A 25,462-nucleotide genomic window follows, 5' to 3' on the forward strand; every position below is an offset into this window, starting at 1 on the left:
GTAATGATTATTTTTGAGTATTTTATAATTTTAATATTAATTATGATTAAAGGTTTATTTAGTAAAATATTTATTTTATGTTAAGTTATTTAAGGATTTAGTTATGAATAAAACTTTAGAGTATTCCATTCATCATTTTTGCGTGCAAGTGTTAAAGCTTAAAATCGAACCAACAAGCACGATTAAAGGGGAGCTTTATGGCGCTTCGATTCCTATTTATTTTAAAGATGAAGAATATAGTTTTTATTTATTTTTTCAAAAAAAAGCCTTAAATGAAATCGCTTTGGTTTTATTGCATGAAGAACTAAAAGAAGATGGTTTGGCTGATTTGGTAAAAGAAATTGCAAATCAAATAGTAGGTTATACTAAAAAATTACTCAATGATACTAATGGTAAAGATGAATTTAAATTAGGTGTACCAGAATATCTTGGACATGTAGAAAAACTTTCTTCTATTAAACTCAAAGAAAAATTTACTTATACTTTAAAAGATTCATGTTTTAGAATAGGGTATAAAAAATTATGATTGAAGATCATTTAGGATTATTACAATCTTATGAAGAAATTTTAGATATTAATGTAGATTTTGTTAGTGAGCTTGGCACTACAAATATGAGCGTAAAAGAATTGTTAAAGCTTGAAGTAGGTTCGGTTATAGATCTTGAAAAGCCTGCTGGAGAGAGTGTTGAGCTTTATTTAAATAAAAGAATTTTTGGAAAAGGCGAGGTTATGGTGTATGAGAAAAATCTCGCCATTAGGATAAATGAAATTTTAGATTCTAAATCAGTATTGCAGTATTTTAAAAAAGAATTGCAATGAAATTTTTATTATTATTTTGCATGGCTTTGCCGCTTTTTGGGGCAAAAATACTTGATTATAATATCTACCCAAGAGATGATAGAGTAGATCTTACCTTTTCTTTTGATACTCCATATGATGGAGGTATAAATCAAAGTAAAAAAGATAATATCTTGATTATAACTTTAGACGCTAAGACTTCTAAAGAAGAAGATCAAACTATAGATTCAAATATCATTAAAAAAGTAAAAATATTCTCTCAAGGAGAAAAAACTTTAATTGCTTTAAATCTTGGAGAAAAAGTAGAGATAAAAGCTGATAGTATAGGTGATAAATTTGGCCTTAGATTGCGTGCGCAAAAAGAAGGTGCGGTGTCTTTATCTTCTATAAAGCAAACATCCATGCTACCTGAAGAAAATCTCCAAACAAACAAACAAGAAGATAATTACGATTTTACTAATTATATTTTAGTTATGAGTGCATTATTACTTTTGCTTATAGGGCTTTGGGTTTTAAAAATTTATTTAAGATCAAAATACCCTTTAGATAGAAATTTTAATTTGATTTTTCAAAGACCGCTTGATAGGCATAATCAACTTATAGTATTTGAGTATGGAACAAAGCGTTATACTATGGTCATAGGCAACTCTAATCTTGTTTTAGAAACTAGTGAAGCTATAGCAGAGGAAAAATCTGTAAAAATAAATTCTAAAGAAAAAGATTTTAATTCTTATTTTGAAGAAAATAAACAAAGATTACAAAATTTGCTACTCAAGCAAAAATAATCATTGTGCTTTTTGATTAAAGGCTAAAACTATAAGTTTTGGTTTTGCTATTTTTTTGATTTCTTCTTTTGAAAAATAAATATTTTTTTTATCACAATAAATATATAAAGTATGGTTTTTTAGCTCAAATTCAAGGTTTTCATTTGTATCTTTAGCAAGTCTTTTGGCTAATGCAAGTATGAAATTAAGCCAAGAAATTATATGAGTATGAGGTAATAAATTTTTAAAATGTTCGATACTGTAAGGATTAAATTTTTTACCGCCAAGCTTAAGCAAAGTAGAAATTAAAGCTAAGTCTTTGTGTGAGTAGCCAAAGTTTAATCCATTAAGTGCCATATAAGAGCTATGTTCATTTGAAAAATAAAAATTTAATCTTTCCCCTATGAGTGAAATTTTTGCAGCATCAAGTAAATTAGCTTTGTATAAATTTTCTATTTTATGTAAAGGCTTTAAGCTTTCAAAAATTTTATTTGCAAAATACGCACATTTGCTAGGATAGTTTGTGTTAAAACGATCTTGTAAAGATTTTAAACTTGGATTGAAATTAGGAGGAAATTTAGCATTAAATTTAGTAAAATCGCTTGTATCTTCCTTGATTTTTTCGTGTTTGTTGAAAATATTGGATAAAAATACGCCTTCTCTTACCCCAACCGTAGAAGTAATAACTTGTTTTGCTTTTAAATTTTTTAACAAAGCAAGAAAGATAGCACAACCTTCTTTTATAGTATCAAAACGATCTTTTTTAATACTAAAGTCTATTAAATTTTTAGCATTTAAAATTTTTTCTATATGATTTTTTTCTTTTTCGACTTCATAGCAAAAATTATGCAGCATTTTCAAAGGATAGGAATTTTTTTTCATGATAGAATTAGAGATAGCACGCAAGCTTCCGCCTATAGCTATGATATTATCATTTTGAAATTTTTTAGGCACTTGTAAAAGAATTTCTTGTATAAAATTATTTAAAGCACTAAATTTTTTCTGATCATAAAATAATTCTTTAAGTCTTACCGTGCCAATATCTAAAGAAAGACAATCAACGATTTTTCCATCTTTAATTAGACATAATTCTGTAGAGCCACCTCCTATATCAATAGTGGTAGCATTTTGGATGTTTGATAGCAAATTTAAAGCAGCAAGACCACCTAAAAAAGACTCTGTTTTGCCATTTATACATCTTATATTTAAAGCTATGTTTTGAGATATTCTTTTAATAAATTCTTTAGAATTGGGAGCATCTCTTAAAGCTGAAGTTCCAACAGCAATAATTTTTGCACATTTTTCTTTTAAAACCTTTTCTTTGAAAAAAGCTAAGGTTTGCTCGGCTTTATACATAGCTTCATTTTGGAGAATTTTATTGTTATTGTAAGCGTTTTCTCCAAGTCTTACTTTTTTTTTATACTCGCTACAAATATAAAAACCATACCTTGAGGTTCTCTCAAAAATAACCATACGAATGGAATTTGAGCCAAGGTCTATTACTGCTGTTTTTTTAGCCATTAATTAGCTTTATTTTTATGCTTTAAACGAAGCTCTTCAATGCTTTCAACATTATCAGGATCAGGAATGATACAATCAACAGGACAAGCTACTATACAGGCAGGCTCAGAAAATTCATTAACGCATTCAGTACAAAGATCAGGATCTATAACATAGATTGGATCATTATCATAAATTGCTTCATCTGGACATTCTTCTCTACAAGCATCACACGATATACAGTCTCTAGTGATTAAAAGTGACATTTTTTTCCTTTTGTAAGTAATGAAAAATTTATACTATATAAAAACTTAATATGCAATTTAAACCAATAAAGTTAAGATGTCTTTAGGATTTTCATCCTAAAGGCTTAGTTTGATTTTTTAGGAAAGCAAAAACGATATCCCCTACGACGCACTGTTTCTATGGTAGAAATATTTAAAGGTTTATCCATTTTTTGTCTGATTTGATTGATAGCTACTTCTATAACATTTGGAGTTACAAGTTCAGGTTCTTCCCAAATAGCGTCTAAAAGTTGTTCTTTTGATACAATTTGATCAGAATGTCTAGCTAGGTGAGTTAAGACTTCAAAAGGTTTTCCTTTTAATTCTATATCTTTTCCTTGATAAGTGATTTTTTCCTCATCTGGATCTATGGTTAAATCGTCTATTTTGATTACATTTGTTCCGCCAAATCTAAGTCTAGCTTCTATTCTAGCCATTAAAATATCATAGTCTAAAGGTTTTTTTATAAAATCATCTGCACCTGCTTTTAAAGCTTTGATTTCATTTTCTTTATCTGTTTTAGAGCAAAGTGTTATGATAGCTGTTCTTGGTGATTTTTGTTTGATTGCATTGATTAAATCGCTAGCATCGTTATTGCCAATTAACCAATTAGTCAATACTAAATCATAATGTCTAATGCCTATAAAATATTCAGCATCTTTGAAATTTTCTGAAGTATCTGTTTGATAACCAAATTCGTTTAAAGTATTTGAAACCGTTTTATTTAAAGCTATTTCATCTTCTACAACTAAAATACGCATTCTTTTCCTTTAAGGAGAATTTTAGGAAAGAAGTATAACACAAATTAAGCAAATATTCAAAGTTCTTTAAAAATATTTTAATATTTTTTTGTTAGAGTAGCTCCAACCTTGGCGTTTTTGATGATATCGGGTTTATAGCAAGTTATAGTTATAAATGTAAGTTTTTTATGGTGTTTTTTTATATTTTTGCATACATATTTTAAAGATTTTTCTATAGTTTTAAATTTTTTCTTTTTATAAATTTTTTCTATACGAGCGCAAAGTTTGGCATAGTCAAGAAATTTTTTACTTTTAGCTTCTAATTCTATTAAAATAGTTTGTTCTTGAATTCTTTCAAAATCTAAAAGTCCTATAATGCATTTAAGTTCTAAATTAATTTTTATATGACTTTGCACTCTTTTTTTCCTATAAGTCTTAAAATATTTGGAATGTGCTTATACACCACTATAAAAGCTATGATGAAAATTGGTGCATGAGTGTTAATGACAGGCATATCATAATGGAAAATAAAAGAAGAAAAAATTAAAACTATTAAAGCTACTAAAGAAGCCACACTAGAAATTTTAAAGACTTTTCCTACAATAAACCAAGCGATAAAAGCACTAAGGATTTCTAATGGTAAAAATATACTTAAAACCCCAGCTCCAGTGGCAACTCCTTTGCCTCCTTCAAATTTTAAATATGGAGAAAAACAATGTCCAAATACAGCTAAAACAGCCATAGTCCATAAAATATTATCATCATATCCTAAAAATTTAGCTATTAACATAGGCACTATACCTTTTAAAGCATCTAAAATTACAGTGGCGATAGCGAGTTTTTTAGCTAATTTTGGATTGTGTTCTTTTAATACTCTTAAAACATTAGTAGCACCTATACTTTTACTACCTGCATTTTTGATATCAACCTTAGCAAAAACACGACTTAGTATTAAACCACAAGGAATAGCACCTATAAGATAAGTTAGAAGATAGATGATTAAATTTTCCATGACTGATAAAATCCTAATTAAAATGTAAAATAATTCTTATAATAATATTGCATAAATGCTGAAATTATTATTTAGGATGTTAAATATCCTAAATAATAATTTTTATTTTTTAATTATATTTTTTATATTATTTAAAGAAAGTTTGAGATATATTTTTATAAAGTTTATTTAAATGAGCTTTATTTTATCTTATTTTAGGAGTACTATTATGAAAAAAATTTCATTGTTAATTGCTTCGTCTTTATTGGTATTTTCTTCAGCATTTGCTGATAGAACTTTACTTGATGAGGCAAAAGCAGCAGGTTTAATGCCTTTGCCAAAAGATCAAGCAGGAGTTGAAAAGCTTTTAGAGCAAATGGGAGTGAAGGCAAGTAAATTTTCCAAAGAAAAAGTTAATCTTGGAAAAAAATTATATTTTGAGCCAAGACTTTCTAAAAGTGGCTTGATTTCTTGTAATACCTGTCATAATTTAGGCATGGGAGGTGCTGATGGTATAGCAGCAGCAGTTGGTCATAAATGGACAGTTAATCCTCATCATTTAAATTCTCCTACTGTATATAATTCTGTTTTAAATTCAACACAATTTTGGGATGGAAGAGCAAAAACTTTAGCTGATCAAGCAAAAGGACCTATCGAATCAGAAGCTGAGATGGCAACTCCAGCAAATTTAGCTGTTGAAAAAATTGCTTCTATGCCTGAATATGTAAAAGAATTTAAAAAGATTTATGGTAGTGATGGAGTAACTTTTGATAATATTGCAGATGCTATAGCTACTTTTGAAAGAACGCTTTTAACCCCATCTAAATTTGATAAATTCTTAGAAGGTGATACAAGAGCTTTAAATAAAAAAGAACAAGAGGGTTTAAAAACTTTCATTGATAAAGGATGTACAGCTTGTCATACGGGTGTAAATTTAGGTGGAAGTATGCAAGCTTTCCAAGTAGCAGCTAAATATAAATTTGCAGATATTGGAGACTTTAAAGGCGATGCAAATGGTTTAGTAAAAACTCCTACTTTAAGAAATATTGCTGAAACTGCGCCGTATTTTCATAATGGTGCTATATGGTCATTAAAAGATGCTATTAAAGAGATGGGTAGTGTTCAACTTGGTATAGAAATTTCTGATAAAGAAGCAGCTTCTATAGAAAGATTTTTACATACTTTAACAGGTAAAAAACCAAGTATTACTTATCCACAACTTCCAAAAGCTACTGAGAAAACTCCAAAACCAGAGCTTTAGTGTAATTCCCAAAGAAATTCTTTTATCTTTGGGATAATTTTTTATTGATTTTTATTGTTTTTTCTTGTATATTTTATTTTAATTTTATTTAATTTTTAAGGATTGAATGTATGAGAAAAACTGTCTTTTATGGTTTTGTATTAATTGTTGGATTATTATTTAGCGCTTGTGCTAATCATGGGCAAATAAATAATGATTTTGAACAAAAATTAACCCAAAAACTTTGTTCTGGTGAATTTTTTACTCAAGAAATGAATAAAGTTAATAAAAAAGAAGATCCAGTTTATATAGGCTTAAATGCAGGTTTGATTGCTAAAAATTGTGGAGATTTTAACATTAGCAGTGAATTTTTTGATAAGGTTGAAGAGTCTTATCAAGTAGATGTTGATTTAAGAAGCGGTGCTCAAAAAATTACCAAAACCACAACGGCTGTTTTGGTAAATGATTCTATATTAGATTATGATGGTTCTTTATATGAAAGAATTATGGTGAATGTTTATAAGGGCTTAAATTTTATGAGCCAAGATGATTTTAACAATGCAAGAGTTGAATTTAAAAGAGCTTTACTTCGTCAAGATAGAGCAAAGGATTATTTTAAAGCCCAAATAGCTAAAAATAAAAAAGAGCTAGAAAAAGCTAAAAAAGAAGATCCAAATTTTGATAAAAATTTCAATGATTCTAGAAAACAAATCAATGCTCAATATGATGAGTTATTTGAAGAATTTTCAACTAGTAAAAATTTCACAAATCCTTATGCTACTTATTTAGCTTCTGTGTTTTATTTTATGAGTAAAGATTATACTTTAGCTAAAGGTTTATTTAGAGAGATTAAAATCTTAAATCCTAAAAATAAAGAAATAGCCAAAGAATATAAAATTATTAATGGAGCTAAAAAGAATGCAAAATATGTTTTTGTCGTTTATGAAAATGGTTTTGGCGTGATAAAAGATGAATTTAAAATGACTTTACCATTTATTTTAAGCGATAATGTCACTACCGCTTCTATTGCACTGCCAACTTTGAAAAAAAGAAGCAAGTCTTTTGATTATATCAGTGTAAATGATACCAATACTACTACTTTAGTGAATTTAGATGATGTGGTTGCAAGTGAGTTTAAATTTGAATTACCAACTATAATTACAAAGGCTATTACTTCTACTATATTAAAAACTACTATGAATGCAGCAGTTGCTAATAATGATTCTACAGGTGGATTTTTAAGTATAGCTAGTGGTATAATGAATGCAGCCACAACTAAAGCAGATGTTAGATCTTGGAGAGGATTACCTCAAAGTATTGAAGTAGTAGCAGTTAAAAATACAGGTAAGGTTGTGATTAAAACTCCTAATGGAGAAGAATTGTTTAAAAAACAAGTTAATCCAAAGAAAAATGTGTTAATTATCGTGCGTTCTTTTGCGCCATATATTACACCAAGTATTAATGTGATAGAAAAATGAAAAAAATAATTATTTTATTACTAAGTTTTATGTGTTTATTTTCTCAAGATGTGAGTCAATTTAAACACTCAAATGTTAAAAGTGTCAAAGAAAGAATCAATGATGTAGGATTATTAGAAGTTCAAATAACTTTTTATAGCTTGGTAAATAAAAAAATTTCTTATAAAATTGAATGGTTTGATAAAGATGGTTTTGCTGTAAAAAATACCATAGATGAAAACTATCAAAATATAAGATTATTGAGCGGGCAAGATTATATTGTTCAAAAAGTTGCTACAAATGAAAGAATTAAAAAATATAAAATATATATCAAATAAGGAGTGAAAATGAAAAAAATAAAAATATTAACAAGTATTGTAGCTATTGGTGTTTTATTTAGTGCTTGTGTGCAACAACCTAGTTATGTAGATGGCACTGCTGCAAAGGTAAAAAAAGGTGATTCTTTAAGCATGGGTTTAACTGGAGAAGATTTTGATAATACTGCAAGGGAAATGCTAAATAGCTTATTTAATTCAGCTTATGTTGTCAAAAAAATAGGAAATTCAGGTAAAGCTGTAGTGGCAGTTTATGATGTGGTAAATAATACAGCTTTAAGAATAGACACTAGAAATTTAACAGATTTAATGGTGGAAGAACTTATAAATTCAGGTAAATTTGCAGCTTCAGCTACTCAAGGCAATGACATTGCTACTCAGGATAATATGGATGATTTAATAAGCGATAAAGATGATGATAGATACGATAGATCAACAGTTTTTAAAAATCGTACTCAAATTAGTGCTTCTTTGACTTTACAAGGAAGAATTGATCAAAAAAATATAAAATTAAACGATGGTAAAACTCAAGTAGAATACTTTTTTGTGATGAAATTAGCCGAAAAAGTTAGTGGTTTGGTGGTATGGCAAAAAACTACTAGAATCAACAAACTAGGTTCTAGTAAAACTGTTAGCTGGTAAGAATAAAATTTAAAAGGATATGTAATGAAAAAAATGTTTATTATTGGTTCTTTGGCTTTAGCGAGTTTTCTTTATGCACAAGCAACACCACAAGTAGAAATCACTCAAGAAGATATTAAAACTCAAAATGAAATGTCAGATGCTAGTACTAAAGATATTGCTCCAAAATCTTTAGATGATTTTTTTGAAGAATTTGCAGATAATTTTGATATAGAATATGGTATTACAAAAGATGGAAAAACTTTTTATGTCGGAAAAAGTGTAGTTGCTCTAAACGATAGTGATCCACAATTTGCTCAAGCTTTGCAAAATGCTTATCAAAAAGCTATGTTAAATTTGCAAACTGAATTTATTAAAGATGCTTTTGGAAGAATAGCGGTAAATAAAATTCAAAATTATGAAGCTGATAATTCTACTAATGCAAAAGAATTTGAAGAACTTCCAAAAGGAAGTATTATGAGTCAAATTTTTGACAAACTTGCTCAATTAAGCGGAGCAAAATTAGACAAAGCTTTAAAAGATTTAGGTATTAATGTAGAAGGTTTAACAGAGGAAAGAAAAAAGACTTTATTAAAAGAAGAATTTCTTAATAAAACCATCACAAGTGCAGTTGGTTCAATGAGTGGGTTAATTCCTGTACAAACCATAGTTACACAAAGAAGAGGTCAATATGATATAGGAGTTATTGCAGTTGTTTCTAAAAAAACACGCCAACTTGCTAAAGATATGTCATTAGAGCGCAAAAGCAATATCACAGGTAAAGGTAAAAACATTAGTGAGTATTTACCAAAAGAAGAAAAAGGCTTTCTTAATGAGTATGGTATTCGTTTAGTTTATGATGAAAAAGGCTCACCTGTTGTTTTAAGCTATGGAAATTGGGGTTATATAGCTGATGCTAATAATGCTAAAAAAACTAATATATTAGAAGATAGGGCAAAAGATACAGCTGCAACTATGGCTGATGCTGCTATTGTGGAATTTATCAATACAAATTTAAGTTTAAAAGATGAAAAAACTACAGGTGAAAGTTATGAAGAAATCATCAAGCAAAGCTTAAATATTAACGATAACACTACCCAAGAACAAATTCAAGATTTTACAAATATCATAGAAAAAATCAATACAAAAGTAAAAGCAAATTCTAGTGGAAAAATTAAAGGCATAAGAACGCTTAAAAAATGGAGCTATAAAAGTGAAAATGGCATAGAACATGTGGGCGTTGTAAGATTTTATTCTTATGATAATATAGCTAATATTAATGAAGCTTTAAAATCAAATTCAAACACTCCAAAAGCTGAGCCTAAAAAGTCTTCTAATATACAAAGAAGTTCTAATATTGTTAATGATATAGATGATTTTTAGGAAAATTTTATGAAGATTTTGTGTATTTTTATTTTAACTTTACTTTTGCATTTTACTTTAAGTGCAAAAGTAGTTACTTCAAGCACTACAAAATCAAGTAGCGGAGAAGGTGTAGGTGTTACTAGAGAAGAAGCGATTAACAATGCCATTATAGAAGCTGTTGGAAAATTAAATGGTGTTAATATTGATTCGGTTAAACAATCTTTTGTTGGCATTAATTCAGATGATAAAAAAACCAATATTAAAGATATCTATGAAGAGCAAATCATAAAAGCTACAAAAGGTAAGGTTGATACTTACGAGATTGATAATATAGTGCAAGATAAAGACAAATATATAGCAAATGTAACCGTTTTTAAAACTAATGTTAGTAAAAAATACCAAGCACCAGGGTTAAATGCAGATAGTAGAAGAAGTATCACGGTTTTTAGCACTTCTTCTAATCATCAAGAGCTTGGTAGTATTTTACAGCAAAAAATTATCACAGATTTGATTCAAAGTAGGAAATTTAATGTCTTAGATAGAGATTCTAAGGGCTATTATGAGATGGAAAAAGCTTTGATAAATTCATCCAATGCCCATGAAGATGAAATTTATAAGCTTAAAAATGTAATGGCTACAGATTATATTTTATTATTTAATGTAAATGGGGTTGATCTTAAAACAAAAGGTTCTAAAAATAAAGCAGATATTGTGATTGATTATAGAGTATTATTATTTGCTACAAGACAAATTAAATTTTCAAATACTTTAAGCATGTCAGTTTCTTTTAAAGGTGATTCTTTAGTTGCTAGCGAAAAAGTTAGTGAAAAAATAGCAAAGAAAATTTCTGATGATATTTTAAATGCCATTTATCCTTTAAAAATATCACAAATTCATCAAAATGAAGTAGTATTTTCACAGACTTTAACCATTGATGATACTTATGAGTGTTATTCTTTAGGTGAGGTGATAAAAGATGCATATACCAAAGAAAACACAGGAAGAATTGAAACTAAAACAGGTGTTGTAAAAATCATTCGTTCTACTCCAAAACTTTCTTATGCAAACATTATAGAAGGAAGTGTTAAAAAAGGAGATATTTGCAGGCCTTTGGGCGATGATGGTGAAGGTATGGAAAAACAGCACAGTGTCAATCCAAATGGCACGGTAAATTTGGGTTGGTAATTAACCTAAATTTAAAATTATTTGAGTATAATCTCAAGTTTTAACCATTAGAGCTTTTTAAATTTATGTTTATACATAATGCTTTGTGGTGCTACCAAAATATATTTTAGAAAGGATAGCTGTATGTATGCTATTATAAAACACAGCGGGAAACAATACAGAGTAAGCCAAGGTGATGAGCTTAAACTAGATTGTTTTGAAGCTGAAGTAAAATCAAGCATTGAAGTAAGTGAAGTTCTTGCTGTATGCGATAAAGAATTAAAGGTAGGTGCGCCTTTTGTTGCGGGTGCAAAAGTTGTTTTGGAAGTGATAGTTCATGGAAAAGACAAAAAAGTTGTGATTTATAAAAAAAGACGCAGAAAAGATTCTAAATTAAAACGCGGTTTTAGAAGACAATTTACTCGTGTTAGAGTAGTAGATATTAAAGCTTAAGGAGTAAAGAATGGCACACAAGAAAGGTCAAGGTTCAACTCAGAATAATCGTGATTCTATAGGTCGTCGTTTAGGTGTTAAAAAATTTGGTGGTGAATTTGTTCGTGCTGGAAATATAATTATCCGTCAAAGAGGAACAGCAACTCATGCTGGAAATAATGTAGGTATAGGAAAAGATCATACAATTTTTGCTTTAATTGATGGTTTTGTAAAATTTGAAAGAAAAGATAAAAATAGAAAAAAAGTTTCTGTTTATCCTGCGTAATTTTAAGGCTACTTTGTAGCCTTTCTTCTTAAATCTCATATATTAAAAAAAATATAATATCATTTTTAAAAAATTAAATTCGGTGAAAATATGTTTATAGATAATGTTAAATTGGTTTTAAGTTCAGGAAATGGTGGCAAAGGTGCTGTTAGTTTTCGTCGTGAAAAACATGTCCCGCTCGGTGGCCCTGATGGCGGAGATGGCGGAGATGGCGGAAGTGTTTACTTTATATGTGATAATAATACCCATACCTTAGCGCACTTTAAAGGTAAAAAAGAATTAAAAGCTCAAAATGGCTACCCAGGACTTGGACGCAATAAAAATGGCAAACGCGGGGAAAATTTAGAACTTATAGTTCCACAAGGCACTCAAGTTATTGATGCTCAAAGTGGGGAAGTTTTGCTTGATATGCTTGTAGAAGGACAAAAAGAATTATTTTTAAAAGGTGGTAAAGGCGGTCTTGGTAATACCCATTTTAAAAATTCAACCAATCAACGCCCAGACTATGCTCAGCCAGGTGTAGCAGGTAAAACTATCAATGTGCGTTTGGAATTAAAACTCATAGCTGATGTTGGTTTGGTTGGTTTTCCAAATGTAGGAAAATCCACGCTCATAAGCGTAGTATCTAACGCTCGTCCTGAAATAGCTAATTATGAATTTACTACTTTAACTCCAAAACTTGGTATGGTCGAAGTTGATGATTATAATTCTTTTGTGATGGCTGATATTCCAGGTATTATAGAAGGAGCAAGCGGTGGAAAAGGTTTGGGACTTGAGTTTTTAAGACATATAGAAAGAACTTCTTTTTTGCTTTTTGTGCTTGATCCTTTAAGAGATATGAGTTTAAAAGAGCAATTTTGCATTTTAAGAAAGGAATTAGAAAAATTTTCAAACAAACTTTATGCAAGAAATTTTGGAATAATGCTTTCAAAAAGTGATAGTATAAATTTAGGCGAAGAATTTGCAAAAAAAATTGAAGATGAATTTAATGAACTTACTTCGTATTTAAATGAACTTAATAATCCTCAAAGTTTTTTCATTAAGGTTTCAAGTTTAGAAAAAACAGGTCTAAAAGAGCTTAAATTTATGCTTTTAGAGAGCATTAAAGATTTAAGGATGAATAATGAAAGGAACTGTTAAATTTTACCAAGAGCAAAAAGGTTATGGTTTTATTTTTTCTAGTGAAATTAATGAAGATGTATATTTTAATATTAAAGAATGGAAAAATGAAAGTATTCCAAATGGCAATGATGAGGTGGAATTTCAACTAGATGAAAATAAAAAAGGCAAATTTGCACTGAATATAAATTTGTTAAAATCAGCTTTAGAAAAAAAAGAAGAGCAAAGTACCAAAAAAGATGATCGTATAATTTGTTTTAATTGTAATAAAAAAATAGTTCCTAGGATTATGTATTTAAACGCGGCTCCATATTCTAGCCATTGTCCATATTGTGGAGAAACCATAAAAAAATTTCAACATAATGTGATATTTATTATCTTTACTGTTACGATAATTATTTTTATTGTGATGTTTGTTTTTATAGCATCTACAATATTAAAGATTTTTTAGTGGGTATGTTATGAAAAATATAATATTTATGGGAACACCTTCTTATGCAACTTGTATTTTAAAAGAGTTGATAAAAGAAGGTTTTAATATACAAGCTTTATTTACTCAAAGTGATAAACCTGTTGGTAGAAAACAAATTTTAACGCCAAGTGATACTAAAAAATTTATTTTAGAAAATAATCTTAATATAAAAATTTATACTCCAAAAAGCTTAAAAGATGAAAATATCATAAAAGATATTAAAGATTTAAAACCAGATTTTATAGTAGTTGCAGCTTATGGTAAAATTTTACCAAAAGAAATTTTAGATATTGCTCCTTGTATAAATTTACATGCTTCTTTGCTTCCTAAATATCGCGGTGCTTCTCCTATACAAAGTGCTATTTTAAATGCAGATAAAATTAGCGGGGTTTGTTCCATGCTTATGGAAGAAGGGCTTGATAGCGGAGCTGTTTTAGAAAGTGTGGAATTTAATATAGAAGGTAAAAAATCAAATGAAATTTTTGATATTTTTTCAAATTTAGCAGCAAAACTTTGCGTTAGTACTTTAAATAATTTTTATAAAATAACTCCTAAAATTCAAGATGAAAGCAAAGTCAGTTTTTGCAAAAAAATAAAAAAAGAAGATGGTCTTATAGAGCTTAATGAAGCAAGTGTTATTTATCAAAAATTTTTAGCTTTTTATCCTTGGCCAGGAATTTTTTTACAAAATGGATTGAAATTTTTAGATATTGAACTTTTTGATAAAGATAGCTTACAAGAAAGTGGAAAAATTTTAAATATAGAAAATAATGGATTTTTATTGGCTTGTAAAAAAGGTGTTTTAAAGATAAAAATTTTGCAAGAAAGTGGTAAAAAAGCACTAGATGGTAAAACTTATTTAAATGGTAAAAGGTTAAAAATTGGAGATAATTTATTTTGAAGAATTAGAATCTACTCAAAAATATTTATGCGAAAAAATAAAAAATAATGAAATAAATATAAATACGGCAATAATAGCAAATAAACAAACAAATGGTATAGGGAGTAGAGAAAATTCTTGGCAAAGTAAAGAAGGAAATTTACACTTTTCTTTTTGTTTAAAAATGGATGATTTGTCAAAAGACTTGCCTTTAGCATCTTGTAGTATTTATTTTGCTTTTTTAATGAAAGAAATTTTAAGCGAATATGGCTCTAAAATTTGGCTTAAATGGCCAAATGATTTTTATATAGATGATAAAAAAATCGGTGGATTGATGAGTTCTAAGATAAATGATTTTTTAGTGGTAGGATTAGGGCTTAATTTAGTTTATGCACCTTGTAAAGCACAAGTATTGGATATCAATATAGATACTACAGAGCTTTTAAAAGAATATTTTGTATCTATACAAAAGAAGCAATCATGGAAGAATATTTTTAGCAAGTATATGTTAGAATTTGAAAAATCAAGAAAATTTTTTATACATTATGATGGCAAGCTTTTATCTTTAGATAATGCTTTATTGTATAAAGATGGTTCGATATTATTAGATAATAAAAGGATATATAGTTTAAGATGAGCGAGATAATAACTATAGCAAATCAAAAAGGTGGAGTTGGCAAAACAACAACGGCTATAAATTTAGCAGCTTCATTAGCCGTGGCTGAAAAAAAAGTACTTTTAATAGACATAGATCCACAAGCTAATGCCACTACAGGACTTGGTTTTAATAGAAGCAATTATGAATATAATATTTATCATGTTTTTATAGGCAGAAAAAAACTTTCAGAAATCATTTTAAAAACAGAATTATCTCAGCTTTTTTTAGCTCCTTCAAATATTTCTTTAGTTGGGATAGAGCAAGAAGTTGTAAAAGAAAATGGAGAATATAGAACCATTTTAAGAGAAAAATTAAAAGAGGTTTCTAGTGAATATGATTTTATCATTATAGATTCTCCTCCAGCCCTTGGAAGTATTACCGTAAATGCTTTTGCTGCTAGTGATAGTGTAATAATTCCTATACAATGTGAATTTTATGCATTAGAAGGTGTTGCTATGGTTTTAAATACCATTAAATTTGTAAAAAAAACCATTAATCCTAAGCTAAAAATCAAAGGTTTTCTACCTACAATGTATAGCTCTCAAAACAATCTTTCAAAAGACACTGTTGAAGATTTAAAGCAAAATTTTAAACAAAAACTATTTAAAATTGGTGAAAAAGAAGATGATTTTATCATTATCCCAAGAAATGTTAAATTAGCTGAAAGTCCAAGCTATGGTAAGCCTATCATACTTTATGATATAAAATCTCCAGGTTCTTTGGCTTATCAAAATTTAGCTCAATCAATATTAGGATAATTTATGGCAAAAAAAAGTGCTTTAGGTAGAGGTTTAAGTAGTATTTTAGCAGATATTGATGAGGTTTATGAAAAAGAACTTGGTTCAAGTGATAATAAAATAGAAGAAATAGATATAGATCTTATTACTCCAAATCCATACCAGCCAAGAAAAAAATTTGACAATCAAGCCTTAGAAGAACTTGCAAATTCCATCAAAGAATATGGCTTAATACAGCCTGTTGTAGTGCTAAAAAAAGATGAATTTTCTTATGTGTTAATTGCTGGTGAGAGAAGATATAGAGCTTGTAAGCTGTTAAATAAAGGAGAGATTAAAGCAATTATTCTTAATGTTGATGATATTAAATTAAGAGAATTAGCTTTAATAGAAAACATACAAAGAGAAAATTTAAATCCTATTGAACTAGCTCATTCTTATAAAGAACTTTTAGATATTCATAATATTACCCAAGAAAAACTTTCAGATATTATCCACAAATCAAGATCACAAATCGCCAACACTTTAAGATTATTAAATTTAAATGATAATACGCAAAATCTTATCATAGAAGGTAAGCTTTCTCAAGGTCATGCAAAGGTTTTAGTAGGACTTGATAAAGAAGATGAAAAAACGATTGTAGATACCATCATTGGTCAAAAATTAAATGTAAGAGATACTGAGAAATTAATTAAAAATTTTAAAAATTCTAATTCTAGCGACAAATCTGAAAATAATTTATCTCAAACAAATCCTATGCTTGAAAATTTGCAAATTAAACTCTCATCTCTTGGTTTTAAATCTTGTATTAAAAATTCAAAAATTATCATTAGTTTTGACGATGAAGCAAAGATTAAAAAGTTATTACAGATATTAGATTAAATATGTTTTTAGGATTTATTTGTTATAATTAAAACCTTTATTTAGAGAATTTTAGGAGTATTAATGTTTGATGATGTCCATTTTTCCATTATGATTGCCACAGGAGTAATTTTTTTACTTATGATAGCAATTTTAAATTCAATACTTTATAAACCTTTAATTGCTTTTATGGATTCTAGGGATTTGGCAATTAAAAATAATGAAGAAAAAATGAAAAAAAATTCTGATGATGTATCTAATGTGGAACTTGAACTTGAAAAAATTCATATTCAAACTAGAGATGAAATTAATCAAATCAAACAAAAAGCTACAGAAGAAGCAAAACTAAAACAAGAAAAAGAAATTGCAAATAAAAAGAAAGAATTGGAAGAGCAAATGAGTGTTTTTCTTAAAAGTTTAAAAGAAAAAGAAAAAGAATTAAAAGAAGAAATGTATTTAAAAATACCAGAATTTAAACAAAGCTTCCAAAATAGCTTGAGTAAAATTTAAAGGATTTTAATGACAAAAATTTTATTGCTTATTCTTCCTTTGTATGTTTTTGGTGCTGGAAATGGAAGTGGAGATTATGATATTTTACCAAGAACGATAAATTTTATTTTATTTGCGGCTATATTGTATTATTTTATTGCTACTCCTTTGAAAAATTTCTATAATGATAGAATTCATAAAATTTCTTCTAAAATGAATGAAATTCAAGAAAAGCTTATTGCAAGTAAAAATTTAAAATTAGAAATGATGAAAAAATTAGATTTAGCTAAACAAGAATCTGCTAATGCGCTTACATTAGCGAAAAAAGAAGCAGAGATATTGGTTGGAAAAATTGAAGCAGAAACGAAAGCAGAAATTGAAGTTTTGGAAAAATTATTTCAAGAGCATAAAGAATATGAAATGAGAAAAATGGAAAAAAGTGTTGTGAGTTCAGTTTTGGATGAAATTTTCAAGGATGAAAAATTACACTTACAACAAAAAGAAATTCTTAACATTATGATGAAAAAGGTATCTTAATGGATAATACTATAGCAAAAACCTATGCTAAAGCTATTTTAGATAGAGGTAATTTTGAAGATTTTTATTCTAATTTATTAGATCTTGCCTCTGCTTTTGGGGTGTCAAAATTTGTTGATATTTTAAATTCTTATGATATAAAACAAGAACAAAAATTAGAATTTTTACTTTCTTTGTTGGATAATCCTAGCCAAGAATTTAAAAATTTTATCACATTAATTGTGATCAATTCTAGAGAAAATTTAATTCCTAGTATAGTAAAAGAATTAAGCGAACAAAAGGCTTTGAAAGAAAATACATTTTTAGGTTATATTTATTCTAAAGAAATTTTGGCTGAAGATGAGATTAAAAATTTAGAAGATAAATTAAGCCAAAGATTTAATGCAAAGATTAGATTAGAAAGTAAAATAGGGATTAATGATGGTGTAAAGATTAGCTTAGAAAGCTTGGGTTATGAGATTTCATTCTCAATGCAAAATTTAAAAGCTAAAATGAACGAATATATATTAAAAGCAATTTAAGGAGACTTGATGAAATTTAAAGCAGATGAAATTAGTTCTATTATCAAAGAAAGAATAGAAAAATTTGACTTTAATTTAGAGATAGAAGAAACTGGTAAAATTATTTCGGTAGCAGATGGCGTTGCTAAGGTTTATGGTCTTAAAAATGCTATGGCTGGAGAAATGGTTGAATTTGAAAACGGCGAAAAAGGTATGGTTTTAAATCTTGAAGAATCAAGCGTGGATATTGTTATCTTAGGAAAAGGTTTAGGACTTAAAGAAGGTAGTTCAGTTAAAAGACTTAAAAAGCTTTTAAAAGTACCTGTTGGTGATGCTTTAATTGGTCGTGTTGTAAATGCTTTAGGTGAGCCAATTGATGCAAAAGGTGTTATTGAGGCTAGTGAATATCGTTTTGTAGAAGAAAAAGCAAAAGGTATTATGGCTAGAAAAAGTGTTCACGAGCCGTTGCAAACTGGTATTAAAGCCATTGATGCTTTGGTGCCAATTGGAAGAGGTCAAAGAGAGTTAATCATAGGCGATAGACAAACTGGTAAAACAACAGTTGCTATTGATACAATCATTAGTCAAAAAGGTAAAGATGTTATTTGTATTTATGTGGCAATAGGTCAAAAACAAAGCACTGTTGCTCAAGTTGTTAAAAAACTTGAAGAATATGGTGCTATGGAATATAGTATAGTAGTAAATGCTGGTGCATCTGATCCTGCGCCGTTGCAATATCTTGCTCCATATACTGGTGTAACTATGGGGGAATATTTTAGAGATAATTCAAGACATGCATTAATTGTTTATGATGATTTGAGCAAACATGCTGTAGCATATCGTGAAATGTCTTTAATTTTACGCCGTCCTCCAGGTCGTGAAGCATATCCAGGTGATGTTTTTTATCTTCACTCAAGATTATTAGAAAGAGCTAGTAAATTAAGTGATGAATTGGGTGCAGGAAGCTTAACAGCACTACCTATTATAGAAACTCAAGCAGGAGATGTTTCAGCTTACATTCCTACAAATGTTATCTCCATTACTGATGGTCAAATTTTCTTAGAAACTGATTTGTTTAATTCAGGTATTCGTCCAGCTATTAATGTGGGCTTATCTGTATCTCGTGTTGGAGGTGCAGCTCAAATTAAAGCTATCAAGCAAGTTTCTGGTACATTAAGACTTGATTTGGCTCAATATAGAGAATTGCAAGCTTTTGCACAGTTTGCAAGTGATTTAGATGAAGCAAGTAGAAAACAACTTGAGCGTGGCCAAAGAATGGTTGAAGTTTTAAAACAACCACCATATTCACCACTTTCTGCAGAAAATCAAGTAGTGATAATTTATGCTGGTACTAAAGGTTATTTAGATGATGTAGCAGTTTCAAAGATTGGAGAATTTGAAGCAGCATTGTATCCGTTTATTGAAGCTAAATATCCAGAAATATTTGAGCAAATTAGAACTAAAAAAGCTTTAGATAAAGATTTAGAAGAAAAATTGGCTAAAGCATTGAGCGAGTTTAAAGCAAATCATATATAAGGTCTTTTGATGTCTAATTTAAAAGAAATAAAAAGAAAAATCAAGAGCGTTCATAACACTCAAAAAACTACCAATGCGATGAAGCTTGTTTCTACTGCCAAGCTTAGAAAGGCAGAAGAAGCAGCTAAAAAGTCAAAGGTATTTGCTCAAAAAATTGATGAAGTTTTATCTGAAATAGCTTTTAAAATGAATCAATATCAAGGTCTTGATGATAAACTTCCATTTTTTAGAAAAAAAGATAATATAGAAAAAATGGATATTATATTTGTAACTGCTGATAAAGGTCTTTGTGGTGGATTTAATATAAAAACCATTAAAGCAGTTAATGAGATGCTTGAAGAATGTAAGATTAAAAAAATAAAAGTAAGACTAAGAGCTATTGGAAAAACAGGTATAGAATATTTTAATTTTCAAAATATAGAAATTTTAGAAAAATATTTAGATACAAGTTCTAGTCCAGATTATGATAAAGCATGTGCTATTATTCATAGTGCTGTTGAAGATTTTATACAAGGTTTGAGCGATAAGGTGGTGATTATCCACAATGGCTATAAAAATATGATTTCTCAAGAACTTCGAGTAAATGAATTATTACCAGTTGCGGCTATTGCAACTAAAGAAGAAGAAAAATCAGATTCATTGCTTGATTTAGAGCCAGAAGATGGTGAGATTTTAAATGATTTATTAAAAACATATTTTGAATATAATATGTATTTTGCTTTAGTAGATTCTTTAGCTGCTGAACATAGTGCAAGAATGCAAGCAATGGACAATGCTACTAATAATGCAAAAGCTAGGGTAAAACAGCTTAATTTAGCTTATAATAAAGCTAGACAAGAATCTATTACCACTGAACTGATAGAAATTATCAGCGGTGTTGAGTCAATGAAATAAATTTAGGAGTGATAATGCAAGGTTTTATTTCTCAGGTTTTAGGACCAGTTGTTGATGTAGAATTTAAAGACTATTTGCCTCAAATTAACGAGGCTATCGTTGTAAATTATGAGTTAGAAGGAAAAGAGTGCAAGTTAATTCTTGAAGTAGCTGCACATTTAGGTGATAACAAAGTAAGAACTATTGCTATGGATATGACAGATGGCTTGGTAAGAGGATTATCAGCACAAGCTACAGGAAGTCCAATCAGTGTTCCAGTTGGAGAAAAAGTTTTAGGTAGAATTTTTAATGTTACAGGTGATTTAATAGATGAGGGCGAAGCTGTAAATTTTGACAAACATTGGTCAATTCATAGAGATCCTCCTCCATTTGAAGAGCAAAGCACAAAAAGTGAAATTTTTGAAACAGGTATTAAGGTTGTGGATTTATTAGCACCTTATGCTAAGGGTGGTAAAGTAGGTTTGTTTGGTGGTGCAGGTGTTGGTAAAACTGTTATCATAATGGAATTAATACACAATGTTGCTTTTAAACATAGTGGATATTCTGTATTTGCAGGAGTTGGTGAAAGAACTCGTGAAGGAAATGACCTTTATAATGAAATGAAAGAAAGTAATGTTTTAGATAAAGTTGCTTTATGTTATGGACAAATGAATGAACCACCAGGGGCTAGAAATCGTATAGCTTTAACAGGTTTGACTATGGCTGAATATTTTAGAGATGAGATGGGTCTTGATGTATTGATGTTTATAGACAATATATTTAGATTTTCTCAATCAGGTTCAGAAATGTCAGCGCTTTTAGGTAGAATTCCTTCAGCTGTTGGTTATCAACCAACTTTAGCTAGTGAAATGGGTAAATTCCAAGAAAGAATTACTTCTACAAAAAAAGGTTCTATAACTTCAGTTCAAGCAGTTTATGTTCCAGCAGATGACTTAACAGATCCTGCTCCTGCTACTGTTTTTGCGCATTTAGATGCTACAACTGTTTTAAATAGATCTATAGCTGAAAAAGGTATTTATCCTGCTGTTGATCCACTTGATTCTACTTCAAGAATGCTTGATCCTCAAATCATAGGAGAAGAACATTACAAAGTAGCACGCGGTGTTCAATCAGTGCTTCAAAAATATAAAGATTTACAAGATATTATAGCTATTTTAGGTATGGATGAACTAAGCGAAGAAGATAAATTAATAGTTGAAAGAGCTAGAAAAATAGAAAAATTCTTATCTCAACCATTCTTTGTTGCTGAAGTATTTACGGGAAGTCCAGGTAAATATATCACTTTAGAAGATACAATAGCAGGATTTAAAGGTATTTTGGAAGGTAAATATGATGATTTACCAGAAAATGCATTCTATATGGTTGGAAATATAGATGAAGTTATAGCAAAGGCTGAAACTTTAAAAGAAGTTAGCAGAAAAGATGTTTGCTTGGATAATTGCAAAGTAGATAAGGCTAAAAAAGGTTAATTTATGAAAGATTTAATATCTTTAGAAATAGTTACTCCTGTTGGAGTAATTTATAAAGATGAAGTAAAGCTCGTTGTTTTGCCAGGAAGTGAAGGAGAATTTGGAGTATTAAAAGGACATGCTTCTTTGATATCATCTTTAAAAGCAGGTGTTATAGATGTTGAAACGGCAAATTCTACCCATGAATTAATCGCGATTGATTCAGGACATGTTAAAGTTTCTGAAACAAAAGTAAGTGTTCTTGCTAAAGGTGCTGTTTGGGTTGGTGGAAACAGCGATAGCGAAATAGCAAAAAAACTTAATGAAGCAAAAGAGCTCATTAAATCAATGAGTAGTGATAATGCAGCTTTAGCTTCTACTTTTGCTAAAATGGACAATAATGTAAGGCAAAAATAGTGGATTTTCAAGCAATTTTTCATTTTTTTGGAAACACAAGCTTAATTACTTATATAGTATTAGCTTGGCTTTCTGTGTATTTTATACTTAGTTTTACCATTTTGTTTTCAAGATTAATGACTATAAATAATTGGATGCAAAATGAATCTCAAGCACTTGAAGCTTTGATGAGAGGCGAAAAAGATTTAAGTCAAAGCGCTTCTATTTTGAAAAAATGCATTGAAATAGATGAAGCTAAGATGAATATTTATAAAAATTCTTTAGAAAAAAAAGCTACTATAGGTCTAACATGGCTTAGTATCATAGCTTCTACATCTCCTTTTATAGGTCTTTTTGGAACAGTCATTTCTATACTTGAGACTTTTGGAGGATTAGAAGTTCAAAATTCTTTAAGTGTTATTGCGCCAAAAATTAGTGAAGCTTTAGTGGCAACTGGGTGTGGAATTTTAGTGGCTATTCCTGCTTATAGTTTTCATTTGATAATTAAGCGTAAAGCCTATGAGTTGATAAATATATTAGATAGTGAGATTAAGTTATTAGTTAGCACAAAGGCTTAAGGTGAAATTTTTAGAAGAAAAACCTGAATTAAATATCACTCCTTTGGTGGATATTATGCTTGTTTTGCTTGCTATACTTATGGTTACTGCGCCAAGTATGACTTATGAGGAAAAAGTTCAACTTCCTCAAGGTTCTCAAAAAAATTCTAGTGCTCCAAATTTAAAAAGTTTAATTATCACCATAAATGCTAAAAAAGAAATTTTTGTCGGTAAAAATAAATTTGATTTTTTGAGTTTTGCTGATAATATGAATGCTTTAAAAGTTCAGTATAACACTAATGAAACAGTATTTATAAGAGCAGATAAGAATTTAAAATATGATGATGTTATGAGTGTTTTAAGAACTATGAAACATATAGGTTTTCATAAAGTTGCACTACAAACTGAGTAAAATATGCAAGAGCATTCTGAATACACTGCTAGATCTTTAATTTATGCTATTTTGATTTATTTTAGTGTTATTTTTTTGGTATTTTTTAAAGTAGTACAATACAAACCACAAGCTTTAGAATATACTGATGATCCAAATAGTTTTATCAATATAGAATTAGGAGATAATGTTAATACAAATCCCTTATCAACGCCACAAGAAGCACAAAAAGAATCTTTACAAGATCTTTTTGAAAAAAATATAGTTCAAAAATATACTACTAATAAAAATGTTAAAACTCAAGATGTAGAACAACAAGCAAGTAAATTTAATGAATTATTTGGAGATTTAGAAGATTATCAAGAAGAAAAAACAACTAAAGTTCAATCTTCAATGCCTTCTAAGCAACCTATATTTTCTCAAAGAGAGCAAATTTCAGATTTTTCTAAACAACTTAATGAAAGCTTGCAAACTAATCAAGAATTAGGTCAATCTTTAATAGAACAAAAAGTTGGAATTTATGATCAGTTTTTAGGAGCTGTTAGAAAATATCTTGAAGAAAGATGGAGGGTGTATAATCCAAGTGGGAATTTAAGCATAGATGTTGAATTTATTATCGATAATAATGGATATTTTCATTTAGTTAATTCCTCTAAATCATTTAGCGAAAATTTTGACACAAAAGCACAAGAATTTTTAAAAAATTTAGAAGGAAAATACATAACTTTACCTCCAAATGGTAAAATACGACAAATTAAAATGAAACTTAGTGATGTAATTGAATTTAATACGGAGAAATAATGAAAAAGATATTAGTTTTTTTATTTTTTTGCAGCATTTTATTTGGAGAAGATGCAACCATATCTGTTATAAATAAAGGTATGCAATTACCAAAAATTTATATTAAAGATCAGTCTAATTTAACAGATTTAGATCTTAAAAAAAGTTTTTACAATATGCTTGTAAATGATATTAAGGTGAGTGCAAATTTTGAATTAGTCGAAGAAGAAGCTAAGGGAGATTATGTATTTTCCTACACTTTAAATAAAAATGGAAAGCTTTTAGATATTGATGTTGAAGTTTTAGCTGGAAAAGAAAGTAAAGCAAGATTTTATGAGCAAATTTTATCAATAGAAGAATATCCATTCTTAGCACATAAGAGTATTACTCAAATGAATAAAAAATTAGGTTTTTCTCCTGTTGATTGGATGGATCATAAAATTTTAATAGCAAGAACTCAAGGTAGCAAACAAAGCGATATTTTACTTGCAGATTATACATTGACTTATCAAAAGGTTTTGATCTCTAAAGGCTTAAATTTATTTCCTAAATGGGCAAATAAAGAGCAAGATGCATTTTATTTTACTGCATATGATGATGAAATTCCAACTTTGTATAAATATAATATGAAAAATAAAAGCACTACAAAAATCATAGCAAGTAAAGGTATGATGGTGGCTTCTGATGTAAGCGATGATGGTAAAAAACTTCTTCTTACTATGGCTCCAAAAGATCAACCCGATGTATATTTATATGACACAAATACAAAAAATTATCAGCAAATTACAAATTATTCTGGCATAGATGTGAATGGAAATTTTGTTGATGGAGATCAAAAAATAGTATTTGTATCTGATCGTTTGGGCTATCCAAATATCTTTATGCAAGATTTAGGGACAAATATTACAGAGCAAGTTGTATTTCATGGGAAAAATAATTCTTCAGTTTCTACTTATAAAAATTATATAGTTTATTCTAGTAGAGAAGTAAATCAAAGTGGAGTTTTTAATCTTTATTTAATGTCAACTCAAAGTGATTACATACGCCAACTCACAGCAAATGGAAAAAATTTATTTCCTAGATTTTCAAGTGATGGTGAAAGTATAGTTTTTATAAAGTATTTGGGTTCTCAAAGTGCTTTAGGTGTGATAAGAATTAAAGCTAATAAAGCTTTTCATTATGGATTAAAAGTTGGCAAAATTCAATCAATTGATTGGTAAAATATCAAAATAA

The 25,462-nt window shown here is 28.7% G+C and carries 33 protein-coding genes; 28 read left to right on the forward strand and 5 right to left on the reverse strand.

Annotated elements, in window-relative coordinates; all coding sequences use genetic code 11:
* Positions 1-103: 103 nt before the first annotated feature.
* The 3 genes from CVOLT_RS00810 to CVOLT_RS00820 are packed head-to-tail and all read left to right on the forward strand — an operon-like array spanning position 104 to position 1,583.
* A complete protein-coding gene (locus CVOLT_RS00810; protein WP_039665009.1) occupies positions 104-526 on the forward strand; it encodes a chemotaxis protein CheX in 423 nt (140 codons plus the stop codon).
* Positions 523-819, forward strand: coding sequence for a flagellar motor switch protein FliN (gene fliN, locus CVOLT_RS00815; protein WP_039665010.1), 297 nt, complete (start codon positions 523-525; stop codon positions 817-819). The genes CVOLT_RS00810 and fliN overlap by 4 nt, the downstream gene beginning before the upstream one ends.
* The gene (locus tag CVOLT_RS00820) at positions 816-1,583 is read left to right on the forward strand and encodes a hypothetical protein (protein ID WP_039665011.1); all 768 of its coding nucleotides are present in this window, start codon (positions 816-818) and stop codon (positions 1,581-1,583) included. Before fliN ends, CVOLT_RS00820 begins: the two co-directional genes overlap by 4 nt.
* Here CVOLT_RS00820 and CVOLT_RS00825 read toward each other — a convergent pair whose 3' ends face one another.
* The 5 genes from CVOLT_RS00825 to plsY all read right to left on the reverse strand — a co-directional run bounded on the left by CVOLT_RS00825 (position 1,584) and on the right by plsY (position 5,098).
* Complete coding sequence (locus CVOLT_RS00825) at positions 1,584-3,083, reverse strand: Ppx/GppA phosphatase family protein (protein ID WP_039665012.1); 1,500 nt, start codon at positions 3,081-3,083, stop codon at positions 1,584-1,586. It lies immediately after the preceding gene.
* On the reverse strand, positions 3,083-3,328 hold the full coding sequence (locus CVOLT_RS00830) for a YfhL family 4Fe-4S dicluster ferredoxin (protein WP_039665013.1): 246 nt from the start codon (positions 3,326-3,328) through the stop codon (positions 3,083-3,085). Before CVOLT_RS00830 ends, CVOLT_RS00825 begins: the two co-directional genes overlap by 1 nt.
* A gap of 104 nt (positions 3,329-3,432) precedes the next feature.
* Positions 3,433-4,107, reverse strand: a complete 675-nt coding sequence (gene hsrA / locus CVOLT_RS00835; RefSeq protein WP_039665014.1) for a homeostatic response regulator transcription factor HsrA — start codon at positions 4,105-4,107, stop codon at positions 3,433-3,435.
* A 77-nt stretch (positions 4,108-4,184) separates the two neighbouring features.
* The gene (locus CVOLT_RS00840) at positions 4,185-4,502 is read right to left on the reverse strand and encodes a dihydroneopterin aldolase (RefSeq protein WP_039665015.1); all 318 of its coding nucleotides are present in this window, start codon (positions 4,500-4,502) and stop codon (positions 4,185-4,187) included.
* Positions 4,487-5,098: a glycerol-3-phosphate 1-O-acyltransferase PlsY gene (gene plsY / locus CVOLT_RS00845; RefSeq protein ID WP_039665016.1), complete on the reverse strand. Its 612-nt coding sequence runs from the start codon at positions 5,096-5,098 to the stop codon at positions 4,487-4,489. The genes CVOLT_RS00840 and plsY overlap by 16 nt, the downstream gene beginning before the upstream one ends.
* A gap of 208 nt (positions 5,099-5,306) precedes the next feature.
* Here plsY and CVOLT_RS00850 point away from each other — a divergent pair, with 208 nt between their 5' ends.
* The 25 genes from CVOLT_RS00850 to tolB all read left to right on the forward strand — a co-directional run bounded on the left by CVOLT_RS00850 (position 5,307) and on the right by tolB (position 25,449).
* Positions 5,307-6,338, forward strand: coding sequence for a cytochrome c551 peroxidase (locus tag CVOLT_RS00850; protein WP_039665017.1), 1,032 nt, complete (start codon positions 5,307-5,309; stop codon positions 6,336-6,338).
* Positions 6,339-6,448: 110 nt separating this feature from the next.
* Entirely contained in the window at positions 6,449-7,795 is a 1,347-nt protein-coding gene (locus CVOLT_RS00855; RefSeq protein WP_039665018.1) for a COG3014 family protein, read from the forward strand.
* The gene (locus tag CVOLT_RS00860; protein WP_039665019.1) at positions 7,792-8,112 is read left to right on the forward strand and encodes a putative periplasmic lipoprotein; all 321 of its coding nucleotides are present in this window, start codon (positions 7,792-7,794) and stop codon (positions 8,110-8,112) included. The genes CVOLT_RS00855 and CVOLT_RS00860 overlap by 4 nt, the downstream gene beginning before the upstream one ends.
* A gap of 9 nt (positions 8,113-8,121) precedes the next feature.
* Entirely contained in the window at positions 8,122-8,751 is a 630-nt protein-coding gene (gene lpoB / locus CVOLT_RS00865) for a penicillin-binding protein activator LpoB (protein WP_039665020.1), read from the forward strand.
* Positions 8,752-8,775: 24 nt separating this feature from the next.
* Positions 8,776-10,113 (forward strand): DUF6844 domain-containing protein, encoded by a 1,338-nt coding sequence (locus tag CVOLT_RS00870; protein WP_039665021.1) that lies wholly within the window; start codon positions 8,776-8,778, stop codon positions 10,111-10,113.
* Between the two features lie 9 nt (positions 10,114-10,122).
* A complete protein-coding gene (locus CVOLT_RS00875) occupies positions 10,123-11,280 on the forward strand; it encodes a hypothetical protein (RefSeq protein ID WP_039665022.1) in 1,158 nt (385 codons plus the stop codon).
* 123 nt (positions 11,281-11,403) lie between these two features.
* A complete protein-coding gene (gene rplU, locus CVOLT_RS00880) occupies positions 11,404-11,712 on the forward strand; it encodes a 50S ribosomal protein L21 (RefSeq protein ID WP_039665023.1) in 309 nt (102 codons plus the stop codon).
* Between the two features lie 10 nt (positions 11,713-11,722).
* Positions 11,723-11,977: a 50S ribosomal protein L27 gene (gene rpmA / locus CVOLT_RS00885; protein WP_039649045.1), complete on the forward strand. Its 255-nt coding sequence runs from the start codon at positions 11,723-11,725 to the stop codon at positions 11,975-11,977.
* 90 nt (positions 11,978-12,067) lie between these two features.
* Positions 12,068-13,117 carry a GTPase ObgE gene (gene obgE / locus CVOLT_RS00890; RefSeq protein WP_039665024.1) on the forward strand — a complete coding sequence of 350 codons (1,050 nt, stop codon included), beginning with the start codon at positions 12,068-12,070 and terminating at the stop codon, positions 13,115-13,117.
* A complete protein-coding gene (locus tag CVOLT_RS00895) occupies positions 13,101-13,547 on the forward strand; it encodes a cold-shock protein (protein ID WP_039665025.1) in 447 nt (148 codons plus the stop codon). The genes obgE and CVOLT_RS00895 overlap by 17 nt, the downstream gene beginning before the upstream one ends.
* 10 nt (positions 13,548-13,557) lie before the next feature.
* Entirely contained in the window at positions 13,558-14,469 is a 912-nt protein-coding gene (fmt, locus tag CVOLT_RS00900) for a methionyl-tRNA formyltransferase (RefSeq protein WP_039665026.1), read from the forward strand.
* On the forward strand, positions 14,450-15,085 hold the full coding sequence (locus CVOLT_RS00905) for a biotin--[acetyl-CoA-carboxylase] ligase (RefSeq protein WP_039665027.1): 636 nt from the start codon (positions 14,450-14,452) through the stop codon (positions 15,083-15,085). The genes fmt and CVOLT_RS00905 overlap by 20 nt, the downstream gene beginning before the upstream one ends.
* A complete protein-coding gene (locus CVOLT_RS00910; protein WP_039665028.1) occupies positions 15,082-15,864 on the forward strand; it encodes a ParA family protein in 783 nt (260 codons plus the stop codon). The genes CVOLT_RS00905 and CVOLT_RS00910 overlap by 4 nt, the downstream gene beginning before the upstream one ends.
* Positions 15,865-15,867: 3 nt before the next feature.
* Positions 15,868-16,722, forward strand: a complete 855-nt coding sequence (locus CVOLT_RS00915; protein WP_039665029.1) for a ParB/RepB/Spo0J family partition protein — start codon at positions 15,868-15,870, stop codon at positions 16,720-16,722.
* A 63-nt stretch (positions 16,723-16,785) separates the two neighbouring features.
* Positions 16,786-17,211: a FoF1 ATP synthase subunit B' gene (locus tag CVOLT_RS00920; protein ID WP_039665030.1), complete on the forward strand. Its 426-nt coding sequence runs from the start codon at positions 16,786-16,788 to the stop codon at positions 17,209-17,211.
* A 9-nt stretch (positions 17,212-17,220) separates the two neighbouring features.
* Entirely contained in the window at positions 17,221-17,727 is a 507-nt protein-coding gene (locus tag CVOLT_RS00925) for a F0F1 ATP synthase subunit B (RefSeq protein ID WP_039665031.1), read from the forward strand.
* A complete protein-coding gene (locus CVOLT_RS00930) occupies positions 17,727-18,248 on the forward strand; it encodes a F0F1 ATP synthase subunit delta (RefSeq protein ID WP_039665032.1) in 522 nt (173 codons plus the stop codon). Before CVOLT_RS00925 ends, CVOLT_RS00930 begins: the two co-directional genes overlap by 1 nt.
* A 9-nt stretch (positions 18,249-18,257) precedes the next feature.
* Positions 18,258-19,763, forward strand: coding sequence for a F0F1 ATP synthase subunit alpha (gene atpA / locus CVOLT_RS00935; RefSeq protein WP_039665033.1), 1,506 nt, complete (start codon positions 18,258-18,260; stop codon positions 19,761-19,763).
* A gap of 9 nt (positions 19,764-19,772) precedes the next feature.
* Entirely contained in the window at positions 19,773-20,657 is an 885-nt protein-coding gene (gene atpG, locus CVOLT_RS00940; protein ID WP_039665034.1) for an ATP synthase F1 subunit gamma, read from the forward strand.
* Positions 20,658-20,671: 14 nt separating this feature from the next.
* Positions 20,672-22,126, forward strand: a complete 1,455-nt coding sequence (gene atpD, locus CVOLT_RS00945; protein ID WP_039665035.1) for a F0F1 ATP synthase subunit beta — start codon at positions 20,672-20,674, stop codon at positions 22,124-22,126.
* Between the two features lie 3 nt (positions 22,127-22,129).
* Positions 22,130-22,522, forward strand: coding sequence for an ATP synthase F1 subunit epsilon (gene atpC, locus CVOLT_RS00950; protein WP_039665036.1), 393 nt, complete (start codon positions 22,130-22,132; stop codon positions 22,520-22,522).
* Positions 22,522-23,079: a MotA/TolQ/ExbB proton channel family protein gene (locus CVOLT_RS00955; RefSeq protein ID WP_039665037.1), complete on the forward strand. Its 558-nt coding sequence runs from the start codon at positions 22,522-22,524 to the stop codon at positions 23,077-23,079. Before atpC ends, CVOLT_RS00955 begins: the two co-directional genes overlap by 1 nt.
* Position 23,080: 1 nt before the next feature.
* The gene (locus tag CVOLT_RS00960; RefSeq protein WP_039665038.1) at positions 23,081-23,470 is read left to right on the forward strand and encodes an ExbD/TolR family protein; all 390 of its coding nucleotides are present in this window, start codon (positions 23,081-23,083) and stop codon (positions 23,468-23,470) included.
* Between the two features lie 3 nt (positions 23,471-23,473).
* Complete coding sequence (locus CVOLT_RS00965; RefSeq protein WP_039665039.1) at positions 23,474-24,250, forward strand: Tol-Pal system subunit TolA; 777 nt, start codon at positions 23,474-23,476, stop codon at positions 24,248-24,250.
* Positions 24,250-25,449, forward strand: a complete 1,200-nt coding sequence (gene tolB, locus CVOLT_RS00970) for a Tol-Pal system protein TolB (protein WP_039665040.1) — start codon at positions 24,250-24,252, stop codon at positions 25,447-25,449. The genes CVOLT_RS00965 and tolB overlap by 1 nt, the downstream gene beginning before the upstream one ends.
* The last annotated feature ends 13 nt before the right edge of the window (positions 25,450-25,462 follow it).

It is taken from the genome of Campylobacter volucris (assembly GCF_008245045.1).
In the GTDB taxonomy this organism is placed as follows: Bacteria; Campylobacterota; Campylobacteria; order Campylobacterales; family Campylobacteraceae; genus Campylobacter_D; species Campylobacter_D volucris.

What these genes read in the sequence shown, in the direction of transcription:
- CVOLT_RS00810 (WP_039665009.1), top strand. Translation starts at nt 104, where the DNA reads ATGAATAAAACTTTAGAGTATTCCATTCATCATTTTTGCGTGCAAGTG.
- fliN (WP_039665010.1), top strand. Translation starts at nt 523, where the DNA reads ATGATTGAAGATCATTTAGGATTATTACAATCTTATGAAGAAATTTTA.
- CVOLT_RS00820 (WP_039665011.1), top strand. Translation starts at nt 816, where the DNA reads ATGAAATTTTTATTATTATTTTGCATGGCTTTGCCGCTTTTTGGGGCA.
- CVOLT_RS00825 (WP_039665012.1), bottom strand. Translation starts at nt 3,083, where the DNA reads ATGGCTAAAAAAACAGCAGTAATAGACCTTGGCTCAAATTCCATTCGT.
- CVOLT_RS00830 (WP_039665013.1), bottom strand. Translation starts at nt 3,328, where the DNA reads ATGTCACTTTTAATCACTAGAGACTGTATATCGTGTGATGCTTGTAGA.
- hsrA (WP_039665014.1), bottom strand. Translation starts at nt 4,107, where the DNA reads ATGCGTATTTTAGTTGTAGAAGATGAAATAGCTTTAAATAAAACGGTT.
- plsY (WP_039665016.1), bottom strand. Translation starts at nt 5,098, where the DNA reads ATGGAAAATTTAATCATCTATCTTCTAACTTATCTTATAGGTGCTATT.
- CVOLT_RS00850 (WP_039665017.1), top strand. Translation starts at nt 5,307, where the DNA reads ATGAAAAAAATTTCATTGTTAATTGCTTCGTCTTTATTGGTATTTTCT.
- CVOLT_RS00855 (WP_039665018.1), top strand. Translation starts at nt 6,449, where the DNA reads ATGAGAAAAACTGTCTTTTATGGTTTTGTATTAATTGTTGGATTATTA.
- CVOLT_RS00860 (WP_039665019.1), top strand. Translation starts at nt 7,792, where the DNA reads ATGAAAAAAATAATTATTTTATTACTAAGTTTTATGTGTTTATTTTCT.
- lpoB (WP_039665020.1), top strand. Translation starts at nt 8,122, where the DNA reads ATGAAAAAAATAAAAATATTAACAAGTATTGTAGCTATTGGTGTTTTA.
- CVOLT_RS00870 (WP_039665021.1), top strand. Translation starts at nt 8,776, where the DNA reads ATGAAAAAAATGTTTATTATTGGTTCTTTGGCTTTAGCGAGTTTTCTT.
- CVOLT_RS00875 (WP_039665022.1), top strand. Translation starts at nt 10,123, where the DNA reads ATGAAGATTTTGTGTATTTTTATTTTAACTTTACTTTTGCATTTTACT.
- rplU (WP_039665023.1), top strand. Translation starts at nt 11,404, where the DNA reads ATGTATGCTATTATAAAACACAGCGGGAAACAATACAGAGTAAGCCAA.
- rpmA (WP_039649045.1), top strand. Translation starts at nt 11,723, where the DNA reads ATGGCACACAAGAAAGGTCAAGGTTCAACTCAGAATAATCGTGATTCT.
- obgE (WP_039665024.1), top strand. Translation starts at nt 12,068, where the DNA reads ATGTTTATAGATAATGTTAAATTGGTTTTAAGTTCAGGAAATGGTGGC.
- CVOLT_RS00895 (WP_039665025.1), top strand. Translation starts at nt 13,101, where the DNA reads ATGAAAGGAACTGTTAAATTTTACCAAGAGCAAAAAGGTTATGGTTTT.
- fmt (WP_039665026.1), top strand. Translation starts at nt 13,558, where the DNA reads ATGAAAAATATAATATTTATGGGAACACCTTCTTATGCAACTTGTATT.
- CVOLT_RS00910 (WP_039665028.1), top strand. Translation starts at nt 15,082, where the DNA reads ATGAGCGAGATAATAACTATAGCAAATCAAAAAGGTGGAGTTGGCAAA.
- CVOLT_RS00915 (WP_039665029.1), top strand. Translation starts at nt 15,868, where the DNA reads ATGGCAAAAAAAAGTGCTTTAGGTAGAGGTTTAAGTAGTATTTTAGCA.
- CVOLT_RS00920 (WP_039665030.1), top strand. Translation starts at nt 16,786, where the DNA reads ATGTTTGATGATGTCCATTTTTCCATTATGATTGCCACAGGAGTAATT.
- CVOLT_RS00925 (WP_039665031.1), top strand. Translation starts at nt 17,221, where the DNA reads ATGACAAAAATTTTATTGCTTATTCTTCCTTTGTATGTTTTTGGTGCT.
- CVOLT_RS00930 (WP_039665032.1), top strand. Translation starts at nt 17,727, where the DNA reads ATGGATAATACTATAGCAAAAACCTATGCTAAAGCTATTTTAGATAGA.
- atpA (WP_039665033.1), top strand. Translation starts at nt 18,258, where the DNA reads ATGAAATTTAAAGCAGATGAAATTAGTTCTATTATCAAAGAAAGAATA.
- atpG (WP_039665034.1), top strand. Translation starts at nt 19,773, where the DNA reads ATGTCTAATTTAAAAGAAATAAAAAGAAAAATCAAGAGCGTTCATAAC.
- atpD (WP_039665035.1), top strand. Translation starts at nt 20,672, where the DNA reads ATGCAAGGTTTTATTTCTCAGGTTTTAGGACCAGTTGTTGATGTAGAA.
- atpC (WP_039665036.1), top strand. Translation starts at nt 22,130, where the DNA reads ATGAAAGATTTAATATCTTTAGAAATAGTTACTCCTGTTGGAGTAATT.
- CVOLT_RS00965 (WP_039665039.1), top strand. Translation starts at nt 23,474, where the DNA reads ATGCAAGAGCATTCTGAATACACTGCTAGATCTTTAATTTATGCTATT.
- tolB (WP_039665040.1), top strand. Translation starts at nt 24,250, where the DNA reads ATGAAAAAGATATTAGTTTTTTTATTTTTTTGCAGCATTTTATTTGGA.